Annotated in this window: 21 protein-coding genes; 9 read left to right on the top strand and 12 right to left on the bottom strand. The window is 65.9% G+C overall.

Annotated features, from left to right (window positions below; genetic code table 11):
• Positions 1 to 3: 3 nt before the first annotated feature.
• Entirely contained in the window at positions 4 to 669 is a 666-nt protein-coding gene (locus J2X42_RS20650; protein ID WP_310167804.1) for a response regulator, read from the bottom strand.
• On the bottom strand, positions 666 to 2,252 hold the full coding sequence (locus tag J2X42_RS20645) for a sensor histidine kinase (RefSeq protein WP_310167891.1): 1,587 nt from the start codon (positions 2,250 to 2,252) through the stop codon (positions 666 to 668). Before J2X42_RS20645 ends, J2X42_RS20650 begins: the two co-directional genes overlap by 4 nt.
• A 225-nt stretch (positions 2,253 to 2,477) precedes the next feature.
• Here J2X42_RS20645 and J2X42_RS20640 point away from each other — a divergent pair, with 225 nt between their 5' ends.
• The 5 genes from J2X42_RS20640 to J2X42_RS20620 all read left to right on the top strand — a co-directional run bounded on the left by J2X42_RS20640 (position 2,478) and on the right by J2X42_RS20620 (position 6,555).
• Positions 2,478 to 3,488, top strand: a complete 1,011-nt coding sequence (locus tag J2X42_RS20640) for a tripartite tricarboxylate transporter substrate-binding protein (RefSeq protein WP_310167801.1) — start codon at positions 2,478 to 2,480, stop codon at positions 3,486 to 3,488.
• Positions 3,485 to 3,997, top strand: a complete 513-nt coding sequence (locus tag J2X42_RS20635) for a tripartite tricarboxylate transporter TctB family protein (protein ID WP_310167800.1) — start codon at positions 3,485 to 3,487, stop codon at positions 3,995 to 3,997. The genes J2X42_RS20640 and J2X42_RS20635 overlap by 4 nt, the downstream gene beginning before the upstream one ends.
• A complete protein-coding gene (locus J2X42_RS20630) occupies positions 3,997 to 5,613 on the top strand; it encodes a tripartite tricarboxylate transporter permease (protein WP_310167798.1) in 1,617 nt (538 codons plus the stop codon). The genes J2X42_RS20635 and J2X42_RS20630 overlap by 1 nt, the downstream gene beginning before the upstream one ends.
• 59 nt (positions 5,614 to 5,672) lie before the next feature.
• A complete protein-coding gene (locus J2X42_RS20625; RefSeq protein WP_310167797.1) occupies positions 5,673 to 6,065 on the top strand; it encodes a universal stress protein in 393 nt (130 codons plus the stop codon).
• Between the two features lie 229 nt (positions 6,066 to 6,294).
• On the top strand, positions 6,295 to 6,555 hold the full coding sequence (locus tag J2X42_RS20620; protein ID WP_310167796.1) for a hypothetical protein: 261 nt from the start codon (positions 6,295 to 6,297) through the stop codon (positions 6,553 to 6,555).
• A gap of 109 nt (positions 6,556 to 6,664) precedes the next feature.
• Here J2X42_RS20620 and J2X42_RS20615 read toward each other — a convergent pair whose 3' ends face one another.
• From J2X42_RS20615 to J2X42_RS20595, 5 genes are all read right to left on the bottom strand, one after another.
• Entirely contained in the window at positions 6,665 to 6,901 is a 237-nt protein-coding gene (locus J2X42_RS20615) for a hypothetical protein (RefSeq protein ID WP_131133620.1), read from the bottom strand.
• Between the two features lie 163 nt (positions 6,902 to 7,064).
• Positions 7,065 to 8,657, bottom strand: coding sequence for a histidine ammonia-lyase (gene hutH / locus J2X42_RS20610; protein ID WP_310167795.1), 1,593 nt, complete (start codon positions 8,655 to 8,657; stop codon positions 7,065 to 7,067).
• A gap of 7 nt (positions 8,658 to 8,664) precedes the next feature.
• The gene (locus J2X42_RS20605; RefSeq protein WP_310167793.1) at positions 8,665 to 10,380 is read right to left on the bottom strand and encodes a urocanate hydratase; all 1,716 of its coding nucleotides are present in this window, start codon (positions 10,378 to 10,380) and stop codon (positions 8,665 to 8,667) included.
• A gap of 154 nt (positions 10,381 to 10,534) precedes the next feature.
• Entirely contained in the window at positions 10,535 to 11,371 is an 837-nt protein-coding gene (locus tag J2X42_RS20600; RefSeq protein ID WP_310167792.1) for an IclR family transcriptional regulator, read from the bottom strand.
• Positions 11,372 to 11,555: 184 nt separating this feature from the next.
• Positions 11,556 to 13,007 carry a hypothetical protein gene (locus tag J2X42_RS20595; protein WP_310167791.1) on the bottom strand — a complete coding sequence of 484 codons (1,452 nt, stop codon included), beginning with the start codon at positions 13,005 to 13,007 and terminating at the stop codon, positions 11,556 to 11,558.
• Positions 13,008 to 13,300: 293 nt separating this feature from the next.
• Here J2X42_RS20595 and J2X42_RS20590 point away from each other — a divergent pair, with 293 nt between their 5' ends.
• The gene (locus tag J2X42_RS20590) at positions 13,301 to 14,260 is read left to right on the top strand and encodes a phosphotransferase (protein ID WP_310167790.1); all 960 of its coding nucleotides are present in this window, start codon (positions 13,301 to 13,303) and stop codon (positions 14,258 to 14,260) included.
• 30 nt (positions 14,261 to 14,290) lie between these two features.
• The gene (locus J2X42_RS20585; RefSeq protein ID WP_310167789.1) at positions 14,291 to 14,869 is read left to right on the top strand and encodes a DinB family protein; all 579 of its coding nucleotides are present in this window, start codon (positions 14,291 to 14,293) and stop codon (positions 14,867 to 14,869) included.
• A gap of 38 nt (positions 14,870 to 14,907) precedes the next feature.
• On the opposite strand, the gene J2X42_RS20580 is transcribed toward J2X42_RS20585, so the two are convergent.
• The 5 genes from J2X42_RS20580 to J2X42_RS20560 form a co-directional block, all read right to left on the bottom strand.
• Positions 14,908 to 15,189, bottom strand: a complete 282-nt coding sequence (locus J2X42_RS20580) for a hypothetical protein (RefSeq protein ID WP_310167788.1) — start codon at positions 15,187 to 15,189, stop codon at positions 14,908 to 14,910.
• A 154-nt stretch (positions 15,190 to 15,343) separates the two neighbouring features.
• Positions 15,344 to 16,315, bottom strand: coding sequence for an NAD(P)-dependent alcohol dehydrogenase (locus tag J2X42_RS20575; protein ID WP_310167787.1), 972 nt, complete (start codon positions 16,313 to 16,315; stop codon positions 15,344 to 15,346).
• Positions 16,312 to 16,545 (bottom strand): helix-turn-helix transcriptional regulator, encoded by a 234-nt coding sequence (locus J2X42_RS20570; protein WP_310167785.1) that lies wholly within the window; start codon positions 16,543 to 16,545, stop codon positions 16,312 to 16,314. Before J2X42_RS20570 ends, J2X42_RS20575 begins: the two co-directional genes overlap by 4 nt.
• Positions 16,539 to 16,967 (bottom strand): hypothetical protein, encoded by a 429-nt coding sequence (locus J2X42_RS20565; protein WP_310167783.1) that lies wholly within the window; start codon positions 16,965 to 16,967, stop codon positions 16,539 to 16,541. Before J2X42_RS20565 ends, J2X42_RS20570 begins: the two co-directional genes overlap by 7 nt.
• 119 nt (positions 16,968 to 17,086) lie before the next feature.
• Complete coding sequence (locus tag J2X42_RS20560; protein ID WP_310167782.1) at positions 17,087 to 17,476, bottom strand: hypothetical protein; 390 nt, start codon at positions 17,474 to 17,476, stop codon at positions 17,087 to 17,089.
• Between the two features lie 207 nt (positions 17,477 to 17,683).
• On the opposite strand from J2X42_RS20560, the gene J2X42_RS20555 reads away from it, so the two are divergent.
• Positions 17,684 to 19,204: an amino acid permease gene (locus tag J2X42_RS20555; RefSeq protein ID WP_310167781.1), complete on the top strand. Its 1,521-nt coding sequence runs from the start codon at positions 17,684 to 17,686 to the stop codon at positions 19,202 to 19,204.
• A gap of 38 nt (positions 19,205 to 19,242) precedes the next feature.
• Positions 19,243 to 19,878: a LysE family translocator gene (locus J2X42_RS20550; RefSeq protein ID WP_310167780.1), complete on the top strand. Its 636-nt coding sequence runs from the start codon at positions 19,243 to 19,245 to the stop codon at positions 19,876 to 19,878.
• The last annotated feature ends 171 nt before the right edge of the window (positions 19,879 to 20,049 follow it).

Below are 20,049 nucleotides of genomic sequence, written 5' to 3'. Positions count from 1 at the left end.
CACCTACGCCTTCAGCACGTACCGCCGCTCGGGCCGGCCGACGCCGTACTTGAGCCGGACGTCCAGCACGCCTTCGTCGTGGAGGTACTCCAGGTACCTGCGGGCACTGACCCGGGACGTGCCCAGCTGGACCGCGACTTCGTTGGCGGACAGGTCGCCGTCGGCCTCTTTCAGGGCCGCCTCCACGAGCTTGAGCGTTTCGATGCTGCAGCCCTTGGGAAGGGGCCGGTCGGTCCGGTCCAGGCCGAAGACTTTGTTGACGTCCGACTGCTCCGCCACATTTTTGGAGGCGTCCAGGCCGTGATAGGCGCTGCGGTAGTGCTCCAGCCGTTCCTGCAGGTCCGACTGTGAAAAAGGCTTGATGAGGTAGTGGACAATCCCGCCGCGGAGGGCTTTGCGCACGGTATCCACCTCACGGGCGGCGCTGATCACCAGCACGTCCAGCTCCGGGGCCACCTCGCGCAGCTGGTGCATCAGGTCCAGGCCGTTGATGTCCGGCAGGTGGATGTCCAGCAGGACCAGGTCCGGCATCAGGCGCCCGGTTTCGGCCACCGCCTGCGCACCGGTGTGGGCGACTCCGACGACGGCGAACCCGGGCGTGCGCTGGATGAACCCCGCGTGGACCTTGGCCACCATAAAGTCGTCATCGACGATCAGGACATTGATCATGGCTGTGTTCCTTCCGGGTGCGCCCGCAACAGGCGTGCGGTGAAAACTGCCCCATTGTCGTTAGCCACCGTGAGGTCGCCGCCGCTGCGCCGGCAGACTACCCGCGAGAGCGCCAGGCCGAAGCCGCGGCTGCCGCCCGGGCCCGGTGCCTTGGTGGTGAAGCCCTGCCGGAAGATCTCGCCCATATCCCGGCCGGGCACGCCGGGGCCGGTATCGCGGACCGTAAGCGTGACGCCGTTGGCCGTGTCCTCCACCAGCACAGTGACGGTTGCCTCCGGAAGCCCGGTGACGGCGTCGAACGCGTTGTCCACCAGGTTCCCGACGACAGTGGTGAGGTCGCGTGAGAGCTCATCATCGACCCTGGCCAGCCCGGACGCGGGGTCAAGCTGCAGCGTCACGCCGCGCTCGGTGGCCAGGCTGGACTTGGCAATCAGGAGGGCGGCGAGCGCCGGATCCTGGATGCGGCTGGTGACTTCGTCGTTGAGCCGGGTCCGGTCCAGGGTGGCACCATTGACGAACTGCACCACCGAATCATATTCACCGATTTGGATCAGGCCGGAGATCACGTGCAACTGGTTGGCGAACTCGTGGGCCTGGGCGCGGAGGGTGTCGGTTGCCGTGCGCGTGGCGCCAAGTTCCTGCTCGAGCGAGGACAGTTCGGTACGGTCACGCAGCGTGGTGACGGATCCGATGTCCCGGCCGCGCGACTGGATGGGCACCCGGTTCAGCACCACCAGCCTGTCACCGACGAGCACCAGCCGGTCCGGCCCCGGCTGCTCGCGGGTGAGGACTTCCTTCAGTGCGGGCTCCACGGCGAGGCTGGCAAGCCTTTTGCCCACGCAGTCGGCGGGAAGGCCGAGGAGCGCGCGGGCGCTGTCATTGGCGACGGTGATGCGCTCGTGCGGGTCCAGCGCCACCACGCCTTCCTTCAGGCCGTGGAGCATGGCCTCGCGGTTTTCCACCAGCCCCGTGATTTCGCTCGGTTCCATGCCCAGGGTCTGCCGTTTCACACGGCGGGACAGCAGCAGTGACCCTGCAACGCCCAGCACGCTGGCCACCCCCAGGTACGTGAGGAGGTTGGGCACGGCGTCCCCCAGCCGCTCCAGGGTGGACGGATAGTCGCGGCTGATGGACGCGATGCCGATTATTTTCCCGGCATCGTCAAGGACCGGGACGTGGGCGGACAGGGCCTGCGTACCATTGCCGCCCACCACGCCGGTCCACGCCCGGCCTTCCAGCACCCGGCTAGGGCCGAGTTCCAACTGCTGGCCCAGGAGGCCGGGATCGGACGATGCGACGACTGTGCGGTCCAGCTTCGCGAGCGCCACGTTCGAGGATCCGGAGACAGTACGCACCGACTCCGCAACAGCGGGAAGGGCTGATCCGCCCCGCGGTTCCGCCGCGGGGAGCAGTTCGCGGACTGTGGGGTTGGCGCCGAGCGCTTCGGCGGCGGACAGCGCCCGCCGGCCCTCGGTCCGTTCGAAGGCCGCGGCCGATTGCGCCAGCGAAATGGCCACCACGGCAACCAGGACCGCGAGGACGATCAGCAACTGCAGAACCAGGTACTGCCCCGCAAGGGACATTCCTCTTCGTCGAGTCACAGTGGTTCTTTCTCCTGAATGGCTGGCCCCTGCACGTCAGGCTACCTGAACAATGCCTGCGGCAGAGTGCCGGTGGCATGCCGGAAACGTGAACGCAATGAACTTAACTTTCTCTGAGTACACAAGAGTGATGCCGGTCACGCCCAGGCCTAGCATCGGAATTACAAGTCAGCCCTGCTGATCAGTTTTGATGAGAAGAGGAACACCATGCGCCAGATCCGCGCATTGCGTATTGCCGCCGTCGCCGCCGGCATCGCCCTGATGGCCACCGGCTGCGGTGCCACCGGCAAGAGCTCCACAGACACCACCACTTCCGGCGCCGCTGCAGGCCCCGTGACCGGGCTGCAGATCATGGTGCCCAACACCCCCGGCGGCGGTTACGACACCACCGCCCGCGTTGCGGCGAAGGTTCTCGACGACGAGAAGGTCGCCACCAACACCGAAGTCTTCAACCTGGCCGGTGCCGGCGGCACCGTGGGCCTGGCCCGCATCGTCAATGAAAAGGGCAACGGCGACCTCACCATGCTCATGGGCCTTGGGGTGGTGGGCGCCAGCTACACCAACAAGTCCGAGTCCAAGCTGACCGACACCACGCCTCTGGCCAAGCTCATCGAAGAGCCCGGCGCCATCATGGTCAACAAGGACTCACCGTACAAGACCATCAATGATCTGGTGACCGCGTGGAAGGCAAACCCCGGCTCCATCAGCGTGGGCGGCGGATCCTCGCCCGGCGGCCCGGACCACCTGCTGCCCATGCAGCTCGCCGGAGCCGTCGGAATCGATGCCACCAAGGTGAACTTCGTGTCCTACGACGGCGGCGGGGACCTCCTGCCGGCCATCCTCGGCAACAAGGTGGGCTTCGCAGCCTCCGGCGCCGGCGAGTACCTCCAGCAGATCCAGTCCGGCGAGGTCCGCGTCCTGGCCACCAGTGGCGAAAAGCGGCTCGACGGCGTGGACGCCCCGACGCTGAAGGAATCCGGCATCGACCTGGTGTTCACCAACTGGCGCGGCATTGTGGCCCCTCCGGGCATCAGCGATGCCGACAAGGCCAAGCTGATCGCCGCCCTCGAAAAGATGCACGGCACCGACGCCTGGAAGGAAGCCCTGAAGACCCACAGCTGGTCGGACGCGTTCATCACCGGTGACAAGTTCAAAACCTTCCTGAGCGAGCAGGACAAGCGGGTGGCGGACGTCCTCACGAAGCTTGGCCTGACGTGAGCTCTTCACCAACTTTGGCCTCACGGCTCAAAGGCCGCTCCGAGCTGGGGGTAGCCCTCCTGCTCGGGGCGGTGGGCGTCCTGGTCCTAGTGGACGCCATTGCCCTGGTAACCCCATACTCCAAGTCGGATCCGGTGGGACCGAAGACCGTGCCGTATCTCGTGGCCGGCCTGCTCATCGTGTGCGCTGTGCTGCTTGCCATCAACGTCCTGCGCGGCGGACAGGGCGAAGCCGAAGGCGGCGAGGACGTGGACCTCACGCACCCCGCCGACTGGAAGACCGTCCTGCCGCTGGTGGGAGCCTTCCTCGCCAATATCCTGCTCATCGACTGGGCAGGATGGGTGATCTCCGGAACTGTCCTCTTCTGGGGCAGCGCATGGGCCCTGGGAAGCCGGCACTACATCCGTGACGGCATCATCTCCGTGGCCCTGTCCGTGCTCACCTTTTACGGCTTCTACCTGGGCCTCGGCATTCCGCTGCCTGCCGGCCTCCTGGAAGGGGTTCTCTGATGGATGTCTTCTCCTCCCTCATGGACGGCTTCGCCACCGCCCTGACCCCCATGAATTTCCTCTACGCCGTCATCGGCGTGCTCCTGGGCACCGCCGTCGGCGTCCTCCCGGGCCTGGGTCCGGCCATGACAGTTGCCCTGCTCCTCCCGGTCACCTACGTCCTGGAACCCACCAGCGCCTTCATCATGTTCGCCGGCATCTACTACGGGGGCATGTACGGCGGCTCCACCACCTCCATCCTGCTTAATACGCCGGGTGAATCGTCGTCGGTGGTCACCGCCATCGAAGGCAACAAGATGGCGAAAGCCGGCAGGGCCGCCCAGGCACTGGCGACGGCGGCCATCGGCTCGTTTGTGGCCGGCACCATCGGCACCGCCCTGCTCGCAGTCTTTGCTCCGATCGTGGTGAAGTTCGCCGTCAGCCTGGGCTCGCCCAGCTACTTTGCCATCATGGTGCTTGCCCTCCTGGCAGTCACCGCGGTCCTTGGATCATCCCGGCTGAGGGGCTTTGCCTCATTGGGCCTCGGCCTTGCGATTGGCCTGGTGGGCATCGACTCCGTGACAGGCCAGCGACGCCTCACGTTCGGCCAGCCCCTGCTGGCTGACGGCCTGGACATCGTGGTGGTCGCGGTGGCCATCTTCGCCGTTGGCGAAGCGCTGTGGGTCGCCGCGCACCTGCGCCGCAACCCGTTGCAGGTCATTCCGGTGGGCCGTCCGTGGATGGGCAAGCAGGACTGGAAGCGGTCCTGGAAGCCCTGGCTCCGTGGGACCGCTTTCGGATTCCCGTTCGGCGCACTTCCGGCCGGCGGGGCAGAGATTCCCACGTTCCTCTCCTATGTGACTGAGAAACGCCTCAGCAAGCATCCCGAGGAGTTCGGCCACGGCGCCATTGAGGGTGTGGCCGGACCGGAAGCAGCAAACAACGCTGCCGCCGCCGGCACCATGACGCCCCTCCTTGCCCTGGGCCTGCCCACCAACGCCACCGCCGCCGTGATGCTGGCGGCGTTCACCTCGTACGGCATCCAGCCGGGGCCGCAGCTGTTCGCCAGCCAGGGGCCGCTGGTGTGGGCCCTGATCGCGAGCCTCTTCATCGGCAACTTCCTGCTCCTGATCATCAACCTGCCGCTGGCACCGCTGTGGGCCAAGCTCCTGCAACTGCCCAGGCCCTACCTCTACGCGGGGATTCTGTTCTTCGCCACGCTCGGCGCCTACTCCGTGAACCTGCAGGCATTCGATCTGGTCCTCCTGCTGGTATTGGGTGCGCTCGGGTTCATGATGCGCCGCTTCGGACTTCCGGTGCTTCCGCTCATCCTTGGCGTGATCCTCGGGCCGAGGATCGAAGGCCAGCTTCGCAAGACGCTGCAGCTCAGCGCCGGCGACCCCGCCGGCCTGTGGAGCGAGCCGATCGCCGTCGGAGTCTACGTCCTCATAGCGCTCATCCTGCTCTGGCCGTTCCTGTTCAAACTGATCCGGCGGAACCGGCCGGCCGCAGCGCCGGCCGGAATGCCCCCGACTGGCTCCGGCGCTTCCGCACCGAGGGAGGCCGGCGGCAGCGTCAGCCACGGCAGCCAACGCGGCGACGCCACCGGTGATGGCGACGGGGACGGGGACGGCTAACCAGTCCCTGCATCCGCCCCCGAAGCCAAAAGACCAAGATACAGAAAAGAGGAACAGCCATGACGATCGTGGTGGGATACGTCCCCACACCGGAGGGCGAGGCGGCGCTGACCCAGGCCATTGCCGAGGCCCGGAAGACCGACACCACCCTGCTGGTGATCAACTCGTCCAAGGGCGATGCGCTGGTGGACAACCGGTATGCGCAGGAACCTGAGATCCAGGGCATCGAGGAACGCCTCGCCACCCAGGGCATCAAACATGTCATCAAACAGCCGGTCCGAGGCCATGACGCGGCAGCGGAGGTCCTGGATGCCGCCGAGGAGCACAACGCCGAGCTCATTGTGATCGGGCTGCGCCGCCGCACGCCGGTGGGAAAGCTGATCATGGGCAGCGTGTCCCAGCGCATCCTGCTGGAGGCTGACTGTCCGGTGTTGGCCGTCAAAGCCAACTGAGGGCGCTGCTCCGACCAATCCGGGGCTTGTCCGCGGCTCCGCGCCTTGATGGTGCGGTTCCGCGGACAGGCTTCGGATTTTTTCTTGAACGTTCAAGGGACACTGTGGCACAATGGTCCCCGGGGGAAAGCGCTATCCCGGTGTGATAAACACCAGTCATCTGACATTCGGAGGGCCCGCCGGTAGAATGTACCGTGCCCTCCGGCACGAATCACAGAAAGACCAGCACATGACTACCGCCACCCTCGAACGCCGCCCAGCCGTTTCCCCGGTCGATGAAGCCGCGGAATTCCCCTCCATCGACCTGGAATTCTCCAGCGCGGATGAGGTCCATGAAGGACTGGACAACGCTGTTGCCACCCTGATCGAGACCGCCGCAAAGGATGCAGCCTGCGGCATCCTGGTCACACGCCTGCACCCGGGCCGCTACACCGTCGCCCTCGACGAGTCGGTGCCGTTCGGCGAGACCTACGAGAACATCGCAGCGTAGTTCTCAAGCACTGCATTCTCTTAAAGACAGAAAGTCCCCGCCTTTGGCCTGCCCTTGTTTCCAGGGGCTGCCAAACGGCGGGGACTTTCTGGTGCAGGACCTGTTGGGGTTAGCTCCGGCGCACTTGCACTCCGTCGGACTTCAGGAAGAGCTGCTTTTCGGTCGGACCGGCCGGCACCAGCCACAGAACGTTCCCGCTCTGCGACACTTCCTCAACTTCGCCCGTCGCAATGACATGCGCATGCTTGAGAATTTCCACCCGAACCCCGGGCCGGAGTGTTCCCCAGTCGGAGATGGTGGCCGAATGGGCATTTCGCCTCGTTAGGACTGCCCCACGTGCTTTCATGTGAACTACTACCCCTTTGTATGCGTTCTGCTGCCACAGCCTCTTTGATGTGACTTTCACTACATCCTCAGTTCTACTACACTTCCCGGGCCCGAAATGTACGTGTCGCCACATATTTCGACATCGACCCGAAAAGCTAAGCCGGACTGAACAATATTCCCTGTCAGGCGAGATTCCCGACGGCGGATTCGGCGGCTGAAATCACCTCACCGGAGGCGACCAGCAGGTCCGCCGCTTCGAGTTCCGGGGACAGGAACCGGTCCGTGCCCGGACCCTCAACCACGCCACGCAGGACGCCCAGGATGGCCGCCCCGGCAGGTCCCGGAACCAGTTCGCCGCCGGACAGTTCCGTCCGGATATCGAGTGCCCGCGCGCTCGTGACGAGCTCAATAGCCAGGACACGGCGGAGGTTCTCCACGGCCTTGCGCAGCTTCCGGGCCGCGTGCCAGCCCATGGACACGTGGTCTTCCTGCATGGCGGAGCTGGGAATCGAATCCACTGACGCCGGCACGGCCAGCCGCTTGTTGTCCGAGACCAGCCCTGCCTGTGTGTACTGGGCGATCATCAGGCCGGAATCGACGCCCGGGTCAGAGGCGAGGAAGGCCGGGAGGCCGTGGGACCGCGCGGGGTCAAGCATCCTGTCGGTGCGGCGCTCGGCGATGGAACTCAGGTCGGCGACAGCGATGGCCAGGAAATCCAGCACGTAGGCCACGGGCGCGCCGTGGAAATTGCCGTTGGAGCTCACCCGTCCGTCCGGCAGGACCACCGGGTTGTCGATCGCGGCGGCGAGTTCACGGGATGCCACCAGGGCGGCGTAGTCCACGGTGTCGCGGGCGGCGCCTGCAACCTGGGGGGCGCAGCGCAGCGAGTAGGCGTCCTGGACCTTGGAATCGCCCACACGGTGGGACGCCACGATCGGGGAGTTGGACAGCACGCGCAGCATGTTGTCCGCGGCCGCGGCCTGGCCGGGATGCGGTCGGAGCGCGGCGTGCAGCTCCGGCAGGAACACCTGGTCGGTGCCCAGCAGCGCCTCGACGCTGAGCGCGGCGGTGATGTCCGCCGTCGTCAGCAGTTTGCGGAGGTCCGCGATGGCCATCAGGAGCATGCCCAGCATGCCTTCGGTGCCGTTGACCAGCGCGAGCCCTTCCTTCTCGGCAAGGGTCACCGGCTCGATGCCGTGCTCCGCGAGCAGCACTGCGACAGGCTGCTCTCCCTGCCCGCCGTACGTCACGCCGTCGGGCCCGGCCGCTTCACCCTCACCCATCAGCACCAGGGCGCAGTGGGACAGCGGGGCGAGGTCGCCGGAGCAGCCAAGCGAGCCGAATTCGCGGACCACGGGCGTGATGCCGGCGTTGAGCACGTCCACCATGGTCTGCAGGACCACGGGGCGGACGCCGGTGCGGCCGGAGGCGAGGGTCTTGGCGCGCAGGAACATGATGCCGCGGACCACTTCGCGTTCCACGGCCGGGCCCATGCCGGCTGCGTGGCTGCGGATGAGGGACTTCTGCAGCTGGGTGCGCAGCTCCGTGGGGATGTGCCGGTTGGCCAGCGCGCCAAAGCCGGTGGAGATTCCGTAGGCAGGGGTCTCACTGTGGGCGAGGTCGTCGATGTGGGCGCGGACCTTGGCAACCGTGGCCAATGCGTCCTGGGAGATGGTCACTTTGGCGTTGTGGCGCGCGACGGCGACGACGTCCTCGGGTGTGACGCCGCTGGAGCCGAGGGTGACGGTGAGCGGTTCGTGGGTTGTAAGAGTCATGATGGGCCTACTTGCTTTCGTTCATGGGGATGCGGACGCCGCGTTCTTTGGCGACCTCGACGGCGCGGTCGTAGCCGGCGTCGACGTGGCGGATGACGCCCATGCCGGGGTCGTTGGTCAGGAGGCGTTCCAGCTTTTCCGCCGCGAGGTCCGTTCCGTCGGCGACGGAGACCTGGCCGGCGTGGATGGAGCGGCCGATGCCGACGCCGCCGCCGTGGTGGATCGAGACCCAGGTGGCGCCGGAGGCGGTGTTGAGCAGGGCGTTGAGCAGCGGCCAGTCGGCGATCGCGTCGGAGCCATCGGCCATGGCCTCGGTTTCGCGGTACGGGGAGGCCACGGAGCCGGAGTCGAGGTGGTCACGGCCGATGACGATGGGCGCCTTGACCTTCCCTTCCTTGACCAGCTGGTTGAACAGCAGTCCGGCCTTGGCGCGTTCGCCGTAGCCCAGCCAGCAGATGCGCGCCGGCAGGCCCTCGAACTCCACGCGGTCGGCGGCGGCGTCAAGCCACTTGTGCAGGTGCGTGTTCTCCGGGAAGAGCTCCTTGATGGCCGCATCCGTGACGGCGATGTCTTCCGGGTCACCGGACAGCGCCACCCAGCGGAACGGGCCAAGGCCCTCGCAGAAGAGCGGGCGGATGTACGCCGGGACGAAGCCGGGGAACTCGAACGCGCGGTTATAGCCGCCCTTGCGGGCCTCGTCGCGGATGGAGTTTCCGTAGTCGAACACTTCGGAGCCCGCGTCCTGGAATTCCACCATGGCCTGCACGTGCCGGGCCATGGAGGCCTGGGCCTTCTTGGTGAAGCCTTCCGGATCCGCGGCGGCCTCGGCGGCCCACTCGTCCACGGTGATGCCCTCGGGCAGGTAGGACAGGGGGTCGTGTGCGGAGGTCTGGTCCGTGACGACGTCGATGGTCAGCTCACCGGCCTTGTGGCGGCGCAGGAGTTCGGGGAAGACCTCGGCGGCGTTGCCCACGTAGCCCACGGACCAGCCGCGGCGCTCGTCCTTGGCCTTCTGGACCTTGGCGATCGCGGTGTCCAGATCGGTTTCGACCTCATCCAGGTAACGCTTTCCGACGCGGCGGCGCAGGCGGGACTCATCGACGTCCACGATCAGGCAGGCGCCGTCGTTCAGGGTCACGGCCAGCGGCTGCGCGCCGCCCATGCCGCCGCAGCCGCCGGTGAGGGTCAGGGTCCCGGCGAGGGGTCCGCCGTCGCCCGCTGCAATACGGCCTTCAGCCTGGAGCTTGCGCCCGACGGCGGCAAAGGTCTCGAAAGTGCCCTGCAGGATGCCCTGGGTGCCGATGTAGATCCAGGACCCGGCGGTCATCTGGCCGTACATCATCAGGCCCTCGGCCTCGAGCCGGCGGAACTCGGGCCAGTTGGCCCAGTCGCCCACCAGGTTGGAGTTGGCCAGGAGCACGCGCGGGGCCCATTCGTTCGTGCGGAACACGCCCACCGGCTTGCCGGACTGGACCAGCAGGGTCTCGTCCTTCTCCATCGTTTCCAGGGTGCGGGTGATCGCGTCGAACGCGGCCCAGGACCGGACGGCGCGGCCGGTGCCGCCGTAGACCACCAGGTCGTCCGGGCGTTCGGCCACCTCGGGGTCCAGGTTGTTCATGAGCATGCGCAGCGGGGCTTCCGTCTGCCAGCTCTTGGCGGTGAGCTCTGTGCCGCGGGCTGCTTTGACCGGGCGGGCACCGGTGGTGAAATCGGCGGGTGCCATGAGGGGCTCCTTCGTGTTTTGGGCGGGTGTAGTTTTCGCGGTGTTGGGAAGAGGTTCTGTATCTACTAAAGCCCCTGAGGGCGGGCCCGGACAGGGCTTTCACGAGGGTGCTGTCCGGGATTCCAGACCACTGCGACGAGCGTCCGGGCCGGTGCTACTTGGCTGGCCGCCCGTGGATGCGGACCGAGAGCTCGTCCGCCACTTTCTGCACCCTGGCGGCGAGCGCCGGCCATTGGTCCGCCGGCAGTTTGTCTTCGAGGAACGTGACGGCGACTGCCGCCGTCGGCCATCCCACGTGGTCGGTGACGGCGGCGGCGATCGAGCCGAAGCCGGGCGTCACCTCGCCGTGTTCCGTGGCGTAGCCGCGCTGCCTGACCTGGTCCAGGTGCGAGGAGAGTGCGGAGTATTTCATGATGGCACCCTCCACCTCGTGCCGGGCGGTGAAGGCCGCGGCGTTCGGGTACAGCGCGCGGACCTGCGATTTGGGCAGCGAGGCGAGGATGGCGCGGCCGCTGGCGGTGAGGTGGCTGGGGAGGCGGACGCCGACGTCGGTCACGAGGGACGGGCGGTTTTTGGCCCGCTCCTCCACGATGTACAGCACGTCGCGGCCGTGGAGCACCGCCAGGTGTGCACTTTCGCCGATGACGTCTACCAGCGATGCCAGCAGCGGCCGGCCCAGGCGCGACAGCGGTTCCTGCCGCGAGTAGGCGGAACTGAGCTCAAAGGCACTGATGCCCAACCCGTAGCGCTGCTCCTCGTGCAGGTGGAGGACAAAGCCGCTTGCCTCCATCACGGCGAGCAGGTGGTAGACGCTGGAACGGGGTAGGCCGAGGGATGTGGCAATGCTCGACGCCGCCATCGGCCCGCGTTTGGAGGCCAGCAGTTTGAGGATGCGCAGCGTGTTTTCGGCGGCGGGGACCTTGGAGGTCGCCTTTGACCCCGCATGGGCCGGGGCCTGGGTGGTGGTTACGGCGGCTGCAGTGGCTGGCATACGTCCTCTTTGGTCGGTGGTGTCCGGTATCCCGTACTTAAGGATGCACCCCGTGAGTGACTGCGGCGGACCCGCTCACCGCTGCCGTGTCTCTAATCCCGGACACCCTCGCCCGAGGGCGCCAAGATCCCTGCCCCGGCCCGCAACTCTGATGCAGCCGCGGCGGTCCGTCGGCTGCTCCGTGTCAGGCCAGGCTTCTCCGGCGGTGCAGGACAAGGGCGCCGATGCCGCCCAGCACAATCACGCCAAGGACAAGCAGGACCATCCACACGGACCGGCCGCCCTGGCCAGCCCGGGTCTCGGCTGCCTGCGGGCTTTCCGCCTGACTGGCCGGATTTCCGGCGTCCGTTGTTCCAGACGCCGGTTTACCCCCCACTGCTGCTGGTCCTGCGGGTGTGGCATCGGTCATCCCGGCAATTTCGCCTGGTAGAGCCGGTGCAACCTGCTGAAGGGCTCCTGCCTCGACGACCCCTGCGTTCAAAACGGTTCCTCCCGCAAAGCCAAGCCGGCTGGCATCCGGGGCTTGATTGCTAAACGCTTTGGGCTGGCTGACTGGCGGCGTGGCGACTCCGGACGCCGCACGGGCGGCCGCGTCGACTGCAGCAGCTTCTGCGGCTAGGGCGTCGGACTCAGCCTGGGCAGCCTGGCCAGTCGATCTGGAAATTCTTGCCTGAAGACCTGAGACCAGGGCTGACTTTTCGCGGTCGCGATCAGCGAACCGGAACTGGTCTGTCGTTGCCAGGGCGCGGAGCATTTCCCTCGTCCCGTCAATGGCTACGTCTGCTCCAACCCTGGTCTCGGGACCGCCTGTTTCAAGCAGCCAGTAGGCAGCGATCCTATTGTCCAGTTCCTCGGCTGCGAGGACACCCTCCACCAGGAATTCGCGCACACGGAGTGGATCGTCAGCGAGGAGAATGCTTTCTGCGGATGAACGGACGTGCGCTCCACCCCTTGCCTGGTACTGATACGTCCGTTGCCGGTCGGCAATGATCTGCTGCTCGGCGGGATAAGGTTCCGGGTTGACCAACCTGGCTTGGGCCTCTGCCGCCAACTGGGCGTCTTCAGCCGTGTTGGCGGCCTTGGCTTCGGCCGTGCGGAACGCCCATTCAACCCCGAGGCGCGACCGATCCTCCGTTCGGGCGGCCTTTTCTACGGCTACCGCGTCGCCTACCGCCTCGGCAGCCTTCTGCGCTGCCGTCCGCGCGGCATCAGCTGCGGCCCGGGCGGAAGCCGCAGAGGCTGTGGCGTGCTGAGGATCGCCCGCCTGGGCCAGGGCGCTTTCGGCAGCAAGCCTCTGCGACCGCGCTTCCAGGCTGGCAGAATCAGCATTGGCCGTCAGACGGAGGACGACCTGTTCCTCAGTGTCCATGGCTGCCGCGAGGTACTGCTCGTAACGGAGGAACTCCCGGATGACCGCAGGTGAATAGGTGTCCAATGCCCTTTGAGCAGCCAACCTGACGCGAACCCATTCGCTCTCAATGAGATATGTAGCCTTCACCCGGTCATCATCTGCCGGTGCAGCTTGTGCCGGCGTCGAGGGAATCAGCAGGGCAGCCATGGCGACTGCCAAGACGAGGCCGGCAGCCATCGCCGCTGAAAGCCGTTGGCGCAGGGCGCGTTGCAGAGCGGTAATCAAGGTTCCCCCAACAGGTGTGATGTCAACCCGTTGAAGCGGCTAACAGCAGGCTTCCTGGGAGGCCACGACGTTTGATACCGGGGTTGCGTACCCGAATTCTATACGCAGATGAACCGCCCCAACGCCACCCCTCTTTGACCACGAAGCTCAGGACTGATGGTTCCCAGGATTGGCCGGGCAGGTAGACCCGTGGTGCGTGCCGCCAGGCCGCCGTGAACGGTAACCAGTGGGACCGCACTACCTTCTCCGACAGCGGACAAGTGGGTCATCCACCGCGAAGGAATAATGGGTGCATGCAACCCGAATGGAGTCCGCGCATCAGCTGGACTGACCTGCCCGGCCATGTTCGGGAAGGAATAGAACAGATTCTCGGGGCACCCGTGATGGAGGCGACGGGCCAGCAGGGAGGCTTTTCTCCGGGCACTGCGGACCGAGTCCTCACAGCTTCCGGGCAGCGCGCCTTCGTCAAAGCCGTCAGTCCGCAACTGAACGAGCACTCACCCGGAATCCACCGCAAGGAGGCCGCGGTTGCGGCGGCGCTGCCGGCCACGTTGCCGGCACCCGCCCTGATCGGAACTTACGACGACGGCGATTGGGTCGCGCTGGTGCTCAGCGACGTGAAAGGCAGGCATCCCCACCTTCCCTGGCGCGCCGTCGAGGTTCACCTTGTCCTCGATGCCCTGCTGAAGATTTGCCGGACGCCGCTACTGCCGGAACTGGGTCAACTGCCCAGACTTGAGTCAGAGCTCGCCGATCTGTTTCGCGGCTGGACCCGCATCAGGCGCAGTCCGCCGGAGGCCTGCGATCCGTGGATCCTCCGGAACCTCGACACGCTCGAGAGGCTGGCGGAGCAAGGGCTGCGGGATGTAGCCGGGAGTTCATTGGCCCACACGGATGTCCGTGCAGACAACATCCTCATCACCACGGACGGGGCCGTCCTGGTGGACTGGCCCTGGGCTGCCGTCGGCGCACCGTGGGTGGACGCCGTCACGGTCCTCGTGAACGTTCGCGTCTTCGATCCTGCCTTCGATGTGGATGCACTGGTGAATTCCCACGACGTGTTCCGGACCGCCAACTCTAAGAACGTCAACGGATTCCTGTCAGGCCTGGCCGCGTACTTCATCGATGCCGCCCGCCAACCGCCACCGCCGGGGCTCCCCACCCTCCGGGCTTTCCAGCAACAGCAAGGTGACGCGGTCCTTCACTGGCTGCGGGACAGACTTACGGCTTCGGGGCCTGGCTCTTTGCACTGACCGGTGGGGCAGTTGGATAGAGTGCCCGCTATGGACGAAAAAGAGACACTGCACCACTATCTGCGCGTCAGGCGGGATAACCTCCTCGGCAAACTGGATGGGCTGAGCGAGTACGACGTCCGCCGACCGCTCACACCCACAGGCACCAACCTGCTGGGTCTGGTCAAGCATGTGGCGAGTATGGAGCTCGGCTACCTTGGTGATGTTTTTGGCCGCCCCAGCGGCCGGCACCTCCCGTGGTTCGACGACGACGCGAGCCCCGACGCCGACCTGTGGGTCACGCCCGACGAAAGCCGTGCGGACATCATTGAGCTGCATTTGTTTGCCGGGGCGCACAGTGACGCAACTATCGGGGCTTTGCCCTTGGACGCCGCCGGGGTAGTTCCGTGGTGGCCGGAGGCGCGGCGCCACGTCACCCTGCACCAGATCCTCGTCCACATGGTTGCGGAAAGGGCCCACCACCTGGGCCATGCGGACATCCTGCGCGAAATGATCGACGGCACCGCGGGGCAGCGTCCCGGCGATCCCAACCTGACTCCGCGCACCCCGGAAGAATGGGCAACTCACCGCGCCACCATCGAGGCTGCAGCGCGGGCCGCCACGCCGTAGTGGCCTCTCCGCGGGGACGTCTGACTCCGCCGTCCTGGCTAGCGCCCGGAAGGCGTTTCCCCCGCATCCGCCAGCGCCTGGGCGCGACGCGCAGTGAGCCGTCGTTTGAGCGCAGCGAGCCGTATCCCCACGCGGGCAAGTTCGCTGAGCACCCAGTACTCTGCAGCTTTTCGGCCGACGGCATCAACATATGGGCCATAAGCGGAAGGAGGTGGATCAAATTCGTACGCTGAGACTATCGGCTGAAGCCGAGCGATCGACACTTCAATCGCCCGTAGGGCTTCGCGGTCTTCAGCATTAACTGACGTTGTGCTTTCCATGCTCACATCATCCGGCGAGGACCCGAGTAAAACGACGCAGCAGGTGGCCTATGTGGATAACCTGCGACCACGGGGGCCACAACTGTACTTTCGGGCCGGAAAACGGGCCCCAAGTGTACGTTCGCGCTGGGGCCGGGAGCAGGGCGGGCAAGCGTCAGATGCGCACCACCACCTTGCCGCGCACCCGCCCCTCATGCAGATAGGCGACGGCGGCCGGGGCTTCCGCGAGCGGGTAGGCCTTGTCCACGGCCGGTTTCACGGCTCCGGACTCAATAAGTGAAGTCAGGGCCTCAAGATCCCGGTAGTTCTCGGTTGAGACAAGCCCCTTGAATTTCTGCCCGGAAAACAGCGAGACCAGGGGCGCACCGATGGACCGCTCAAACCCGCCGGTCAGTTTGCCGCCGCCCTCACCGCCCACGATCACCAGCGTCCCCTGCGGCGTGAGTGCCTTCCGCGAGACAGACAGCGGCCGGTTTCCGGCAGTGTCGAGGATGACGTCGTAAAACACACCGGCGGTGGCAAAATCATCCCGGGTGTAGTCGATGACGTGGTCGGCGCCAAGCGACCGGACCAGGTCCATCTTGCCGGTGCTGCACACGCCGGTGACCTCTGCTCCGAACGCCTTGGCCAGCTGGACCGCAAAAGACCCCACTCCCCCGCCTGCACCAATGACCAGCACTTTCTGGCCTGCAGTGACCTGTCCGGCGTCGCGGACGGCCTGCAGTGCCGTCACGGCGGAAATCGGCGCGGCTGCCGCTTCCTCAAACGTGAGGTTTGCGGGCTTCCGCGCCACGAGCTTCTCCTTGGCGCAGACGAATTCCGCGAACGACCCCTCACAGGTGCCGAACACCTCATCGCCGGGCTGGAACCGGGCCACCTCCGCACCTACGGCCTCCACAACGCCGGCAACTTCCCTGCCACGGACCGGCACCTTGGGCTTCTTCAGCCCGAAGCCGAACAGCCTGACGAGGTAAGGCATCCCGGTCATGAGGTGCCACACGCCCTGGTCGACGCCGGCAGCGCAGACCCGGATGAGCACCTCGCCGTCGCCGGGCGCCGGCGTCGGAATGTCCCGCAACTGGAGCGTATCCGCGCTCCCGTAAACGTCCTGCACTATGGCTTTCACGATGCGTCTCCTTCAAGCTGCGGGTACTGGAAAACGTCCTCGAGCGGCACGCTGAGCACGTGGGCGATCTGGAAGGCCATCTCCAGGGACGGCGAATACCGGCCCTGTTCGATGGCAATGACGGTCTGGCGGGTGACGCCCACACGCTCGGCTAGTTCGGCCTGGGTCATCTCGCCGCGTTCGAACCGCAGGCGCCGGATTGAGTTGGTCACGAGCGTTGGCTTCACCACGGCTGGAACCCCCTGCGGTAGGCAATAATTTTGGCCACGGAGCCGAGGATTGCCGACAGGACGAACGCCAGGTAGATGACATTCGCGATCCAGAAATGGTCCGCCTCGACCATGGCCATCAGCAGTGCCGCGACTCCACCGATCACCACAAACGACTGCCCGATGTACTCGCCGAAGCGGTAGATCTGCCGGTCCCGCTGGTCCTTCTTGCCTGCTTCCTTCGGCGAGAAGATGCCGATCAGGGCGTGCATGGCGATGGACGCCGCAATGGAGGCCCCAACAGTCCACAGCAGCGGTGCAACGTACGGGACGTCAACAAGAGGCATGGTTCCGGCCAGGCCAAGGACGATGGCCAGGTAGGCGCCGTAGGAGCCCACGGCCACCACGCCCATGATCCACGCGCTCTTCTCTTCGAAGGACATTTCCGCTCCCATGCCGACACGAGGTGTGTAAAAGAAACTTGACACTCCCAATGTAAAAGAAAGCAGACATGGAGTCAAGGTTAATTGACATAGGCGGAAGTTGCTTTGCGCCCCTCCGTTCAGGGGCCCGGAAGGCGGGCGAACCCGGCGTGGCAGTCGCGGACAATGACGGACCCGGTGCCCAGAAGCTTCGCTTTCTCTTGAAGCCGGGCCACGAGTTCCTCCGTTGGGCGCCCGAATATTTCGATCGTCTGCATCCTGATGAGTGGGGCAATCGGCGGGAACTTGGGTCCTGCCACTTCCAGGTGGAATTCCAGGGAGGCCAGGTCAGGATGGAAATGCAGGACGCTCATCGTGGTTCCATCTGCCGAGAAATACACGCGGTAGGCGATGATCCTGGGCTCGTTCAGATCCACGAATGCGGCAAGTTCCGCCATGGCCGCCTTGAGTTCATCCAGCTTGCCGGGCCGGACCTGGGACGTATCGAGATACGCAATGAAGTCATCCACCTTGTCCTCCCCTTCAGGGTCCGGCTCAACGTCCGGGATGGCCCTGCGGGAACCATTTTCCTCCGGATCCAACTCACCGGCCAGCCCTCTAGCGGCCGACGTGAGTCTGGAATGAAAGACACCAAGCTGCCGTGAGGCTCATCACGCCGGGCGCCAAAATGGTCTGCTGGTTAACGATCCCCCTCCCAATGACGAGAAGGTATTTGTATGCAGCACGACGCCACCAGGCAAGCCACAGCAGCCAGCCCGGACGCCCGCCCCACCGAAAGGCCCGGGCCGGGCGCCGCCGTCGCAAGCGTCCTGAACCGGGGACTGAACGTCCGGCACATCCGCTTCATGGCCCTCGGCTCGGCCATCGGCACCGGCCTGTTCTACGGCTCGGCCTCGGCCATCCAGAAGGCCGGACCCGCCGTCCTCCTCGCGTACATCATCGGCGGCGCGGCCGTGTTCATGGTGATGCGGGCCCTCGGCGAGATGGCCGTCCGCCACCCTGTCTCGGGCTCCTTCGGCCAGTACGCGAGCCGCTACCTCGGACCGCTGGCCGGGTTTGTGACCGGCTGGACGTACGTTTTCGAAATGGCGATCGTGGCCATCGCCGATGTCACGGCCTTCAGCATCTACATGGGCTTCTGGTTTCCCCAGGTGGACCGCTGGATCTGGATCCTGGCCATCATCTGCTTCCTGGCCGCACTGAACCTGCTCAGTGTGAAGGTCTTCGGCGAGCTCGAGTTCTGGTTCTCGCTGATCAAGGTGGTGGCCATCATCGCCATGATCGCCGGCGGCGCAGCCATTATCGCTTTCGGCTTCCAGGCGGGCGGCTCCACGGTGGCGCCGGGCCTGGGCAACCTCGTCGAGCACGGAGGCCTCTTCCCCAACGGCTTCGAAGGGCTCCTGGCCTCGTTCGCCGTCGTGATGTTCGCCTTTGGCGGGATCGAGACCCTCGGCATCACTGCGGGCGAGGCCGCGGACCCCAAGAAGGTCATCCCCAAAGCCGTGAACACCGTTCCGGTCCGCGTCCTGCTGTTCTATGTCCTGACCCTCGGCGTCCTGATGAGCCTCTTCCCGTGGAACGAGATCGGCACCAACGGCAGCCCGTTCGTCCAGATTTTCAGCGGCCTCGGCATCCCGGCCGCACCGCACATCCTGAACGCCGTGGTCATCACTGCCGCCCTGTCCGCCATTAACAGCGACATCTTCGGCGCAGGCCGCATCCTGTTCGGCCTGTCCAACCAGGGCCACGCGCCCGCAGTGTTCGGCAAGGTCTCGCGCCACGGCGTCCCCTGGATGACCGTGGTGATGATGGCCGGCATCCTCCTGGTGGGCGTAGTCCTCAACGCTGTCATTCCCGAAGACGTCTTCATTCTGATCGCCTCGATCGCCACATTCGCCACCGTCTGGGTGTGGGTCATGATCCTGGCGTCCCACGTGGCCATGAAACGGGAGATCGCCCGGAAGGGCCTGCCGGCGTCGGAATTCCCTTCCCCATGGTGGCCGGCCGCGTCCGTCCTGACCATCGCCTTCATGGCGTTGGTCATCGGCGTCCTGGGCGCCTTCGAGGACACACGCGTGGCGCTGTACGTGGGAGCCGTGTGGCTGGGACTGCTTGTCCTCGCCTACCGGCTCTGGATAAAGGGGAACGGACGACGCCGGGCCGACCTCGTGGACGAGACCTCACCGCTGCCGGTGGTCACCACCGGGGACACCGCCCGGGTTTCCGCCAACAGCTAGGCATCGACCCCCGGCGGAGGCCAGGACTATCATCAGGCATGGTTCCGATCACCAATCTCCTGGCGTTTGCCCTGGCCTCCCTGGTCCTCATCGCCATCCCCGGCCCCAGCGTGCTGTTTGTCATCGGCCGTTCCCTTGCCCTCGGACGCAAGGGCGGGCTCCTGAGCGTGCTGGGCAACGCCCTGGGGATGGTGCCGCAGATCATCGCGGTGGCACTGGGGGTCGGCGTGGTGCTGGCCCAGTCGGTCGTGCTGTTCACGATCATCAAATTCGCCGGCGCGGCCTACCTGGTGTACCTCGGCATCCAGGCGATCCGGCACCGGGGCGGAGGCACGACGGCGAGTGGCCCGGTACCGCCGTCGTCCACCTGGCGCCTGCTGCGGGAGGGCTTCGTGGTGGGTGCCACGAACCCCAAGTCGATCGTTTTCTTCGTGGCAGTGCTGCCCCAGTTCATTGACTACCGGGCCGGCAGTATTCCGCTGCAGCTTGCGTCCCTGGGCGCGGTTTTCCTGGTGATGGCGCTTGCCCTGGACAGCATCTGGGCACTGGCCGCCGGCACCGCCCGGCACTGGTTCGCCCGTTCACCGAAGCGCATCTCCACCCTCGGCGCTGCCGGCGGGGTCATGATGATCGGCCTCGGCGGAACGCTGGCGCTGACGGGCAGCAAGTCCTGACCTGCCCAACGCTCCCTCACCTCAAGTGAACAACTACGACGCTCTCTCACTTAACGCCGGTTAATCCCCATCGCTCTGCGGTCGTATGGTTTTCTGAGACAGCTTGATGGGAGCTTCACTTCAGATGACCACGCCCAGAAGGAAATATGATGCCGCTTTCCGTGAGGAAGC

This window comes from Arthrobacter sp. BE255, assembly GCF_031457335.1.
Lineage (GTDB): Bacteria > Actinomycetota > Actinomycetes > Actinomycetales > Micrococcaceae > Arthrobacter.
This window is presented reverse-complemented; position numbering and strand designations above follow the sequence as displayed.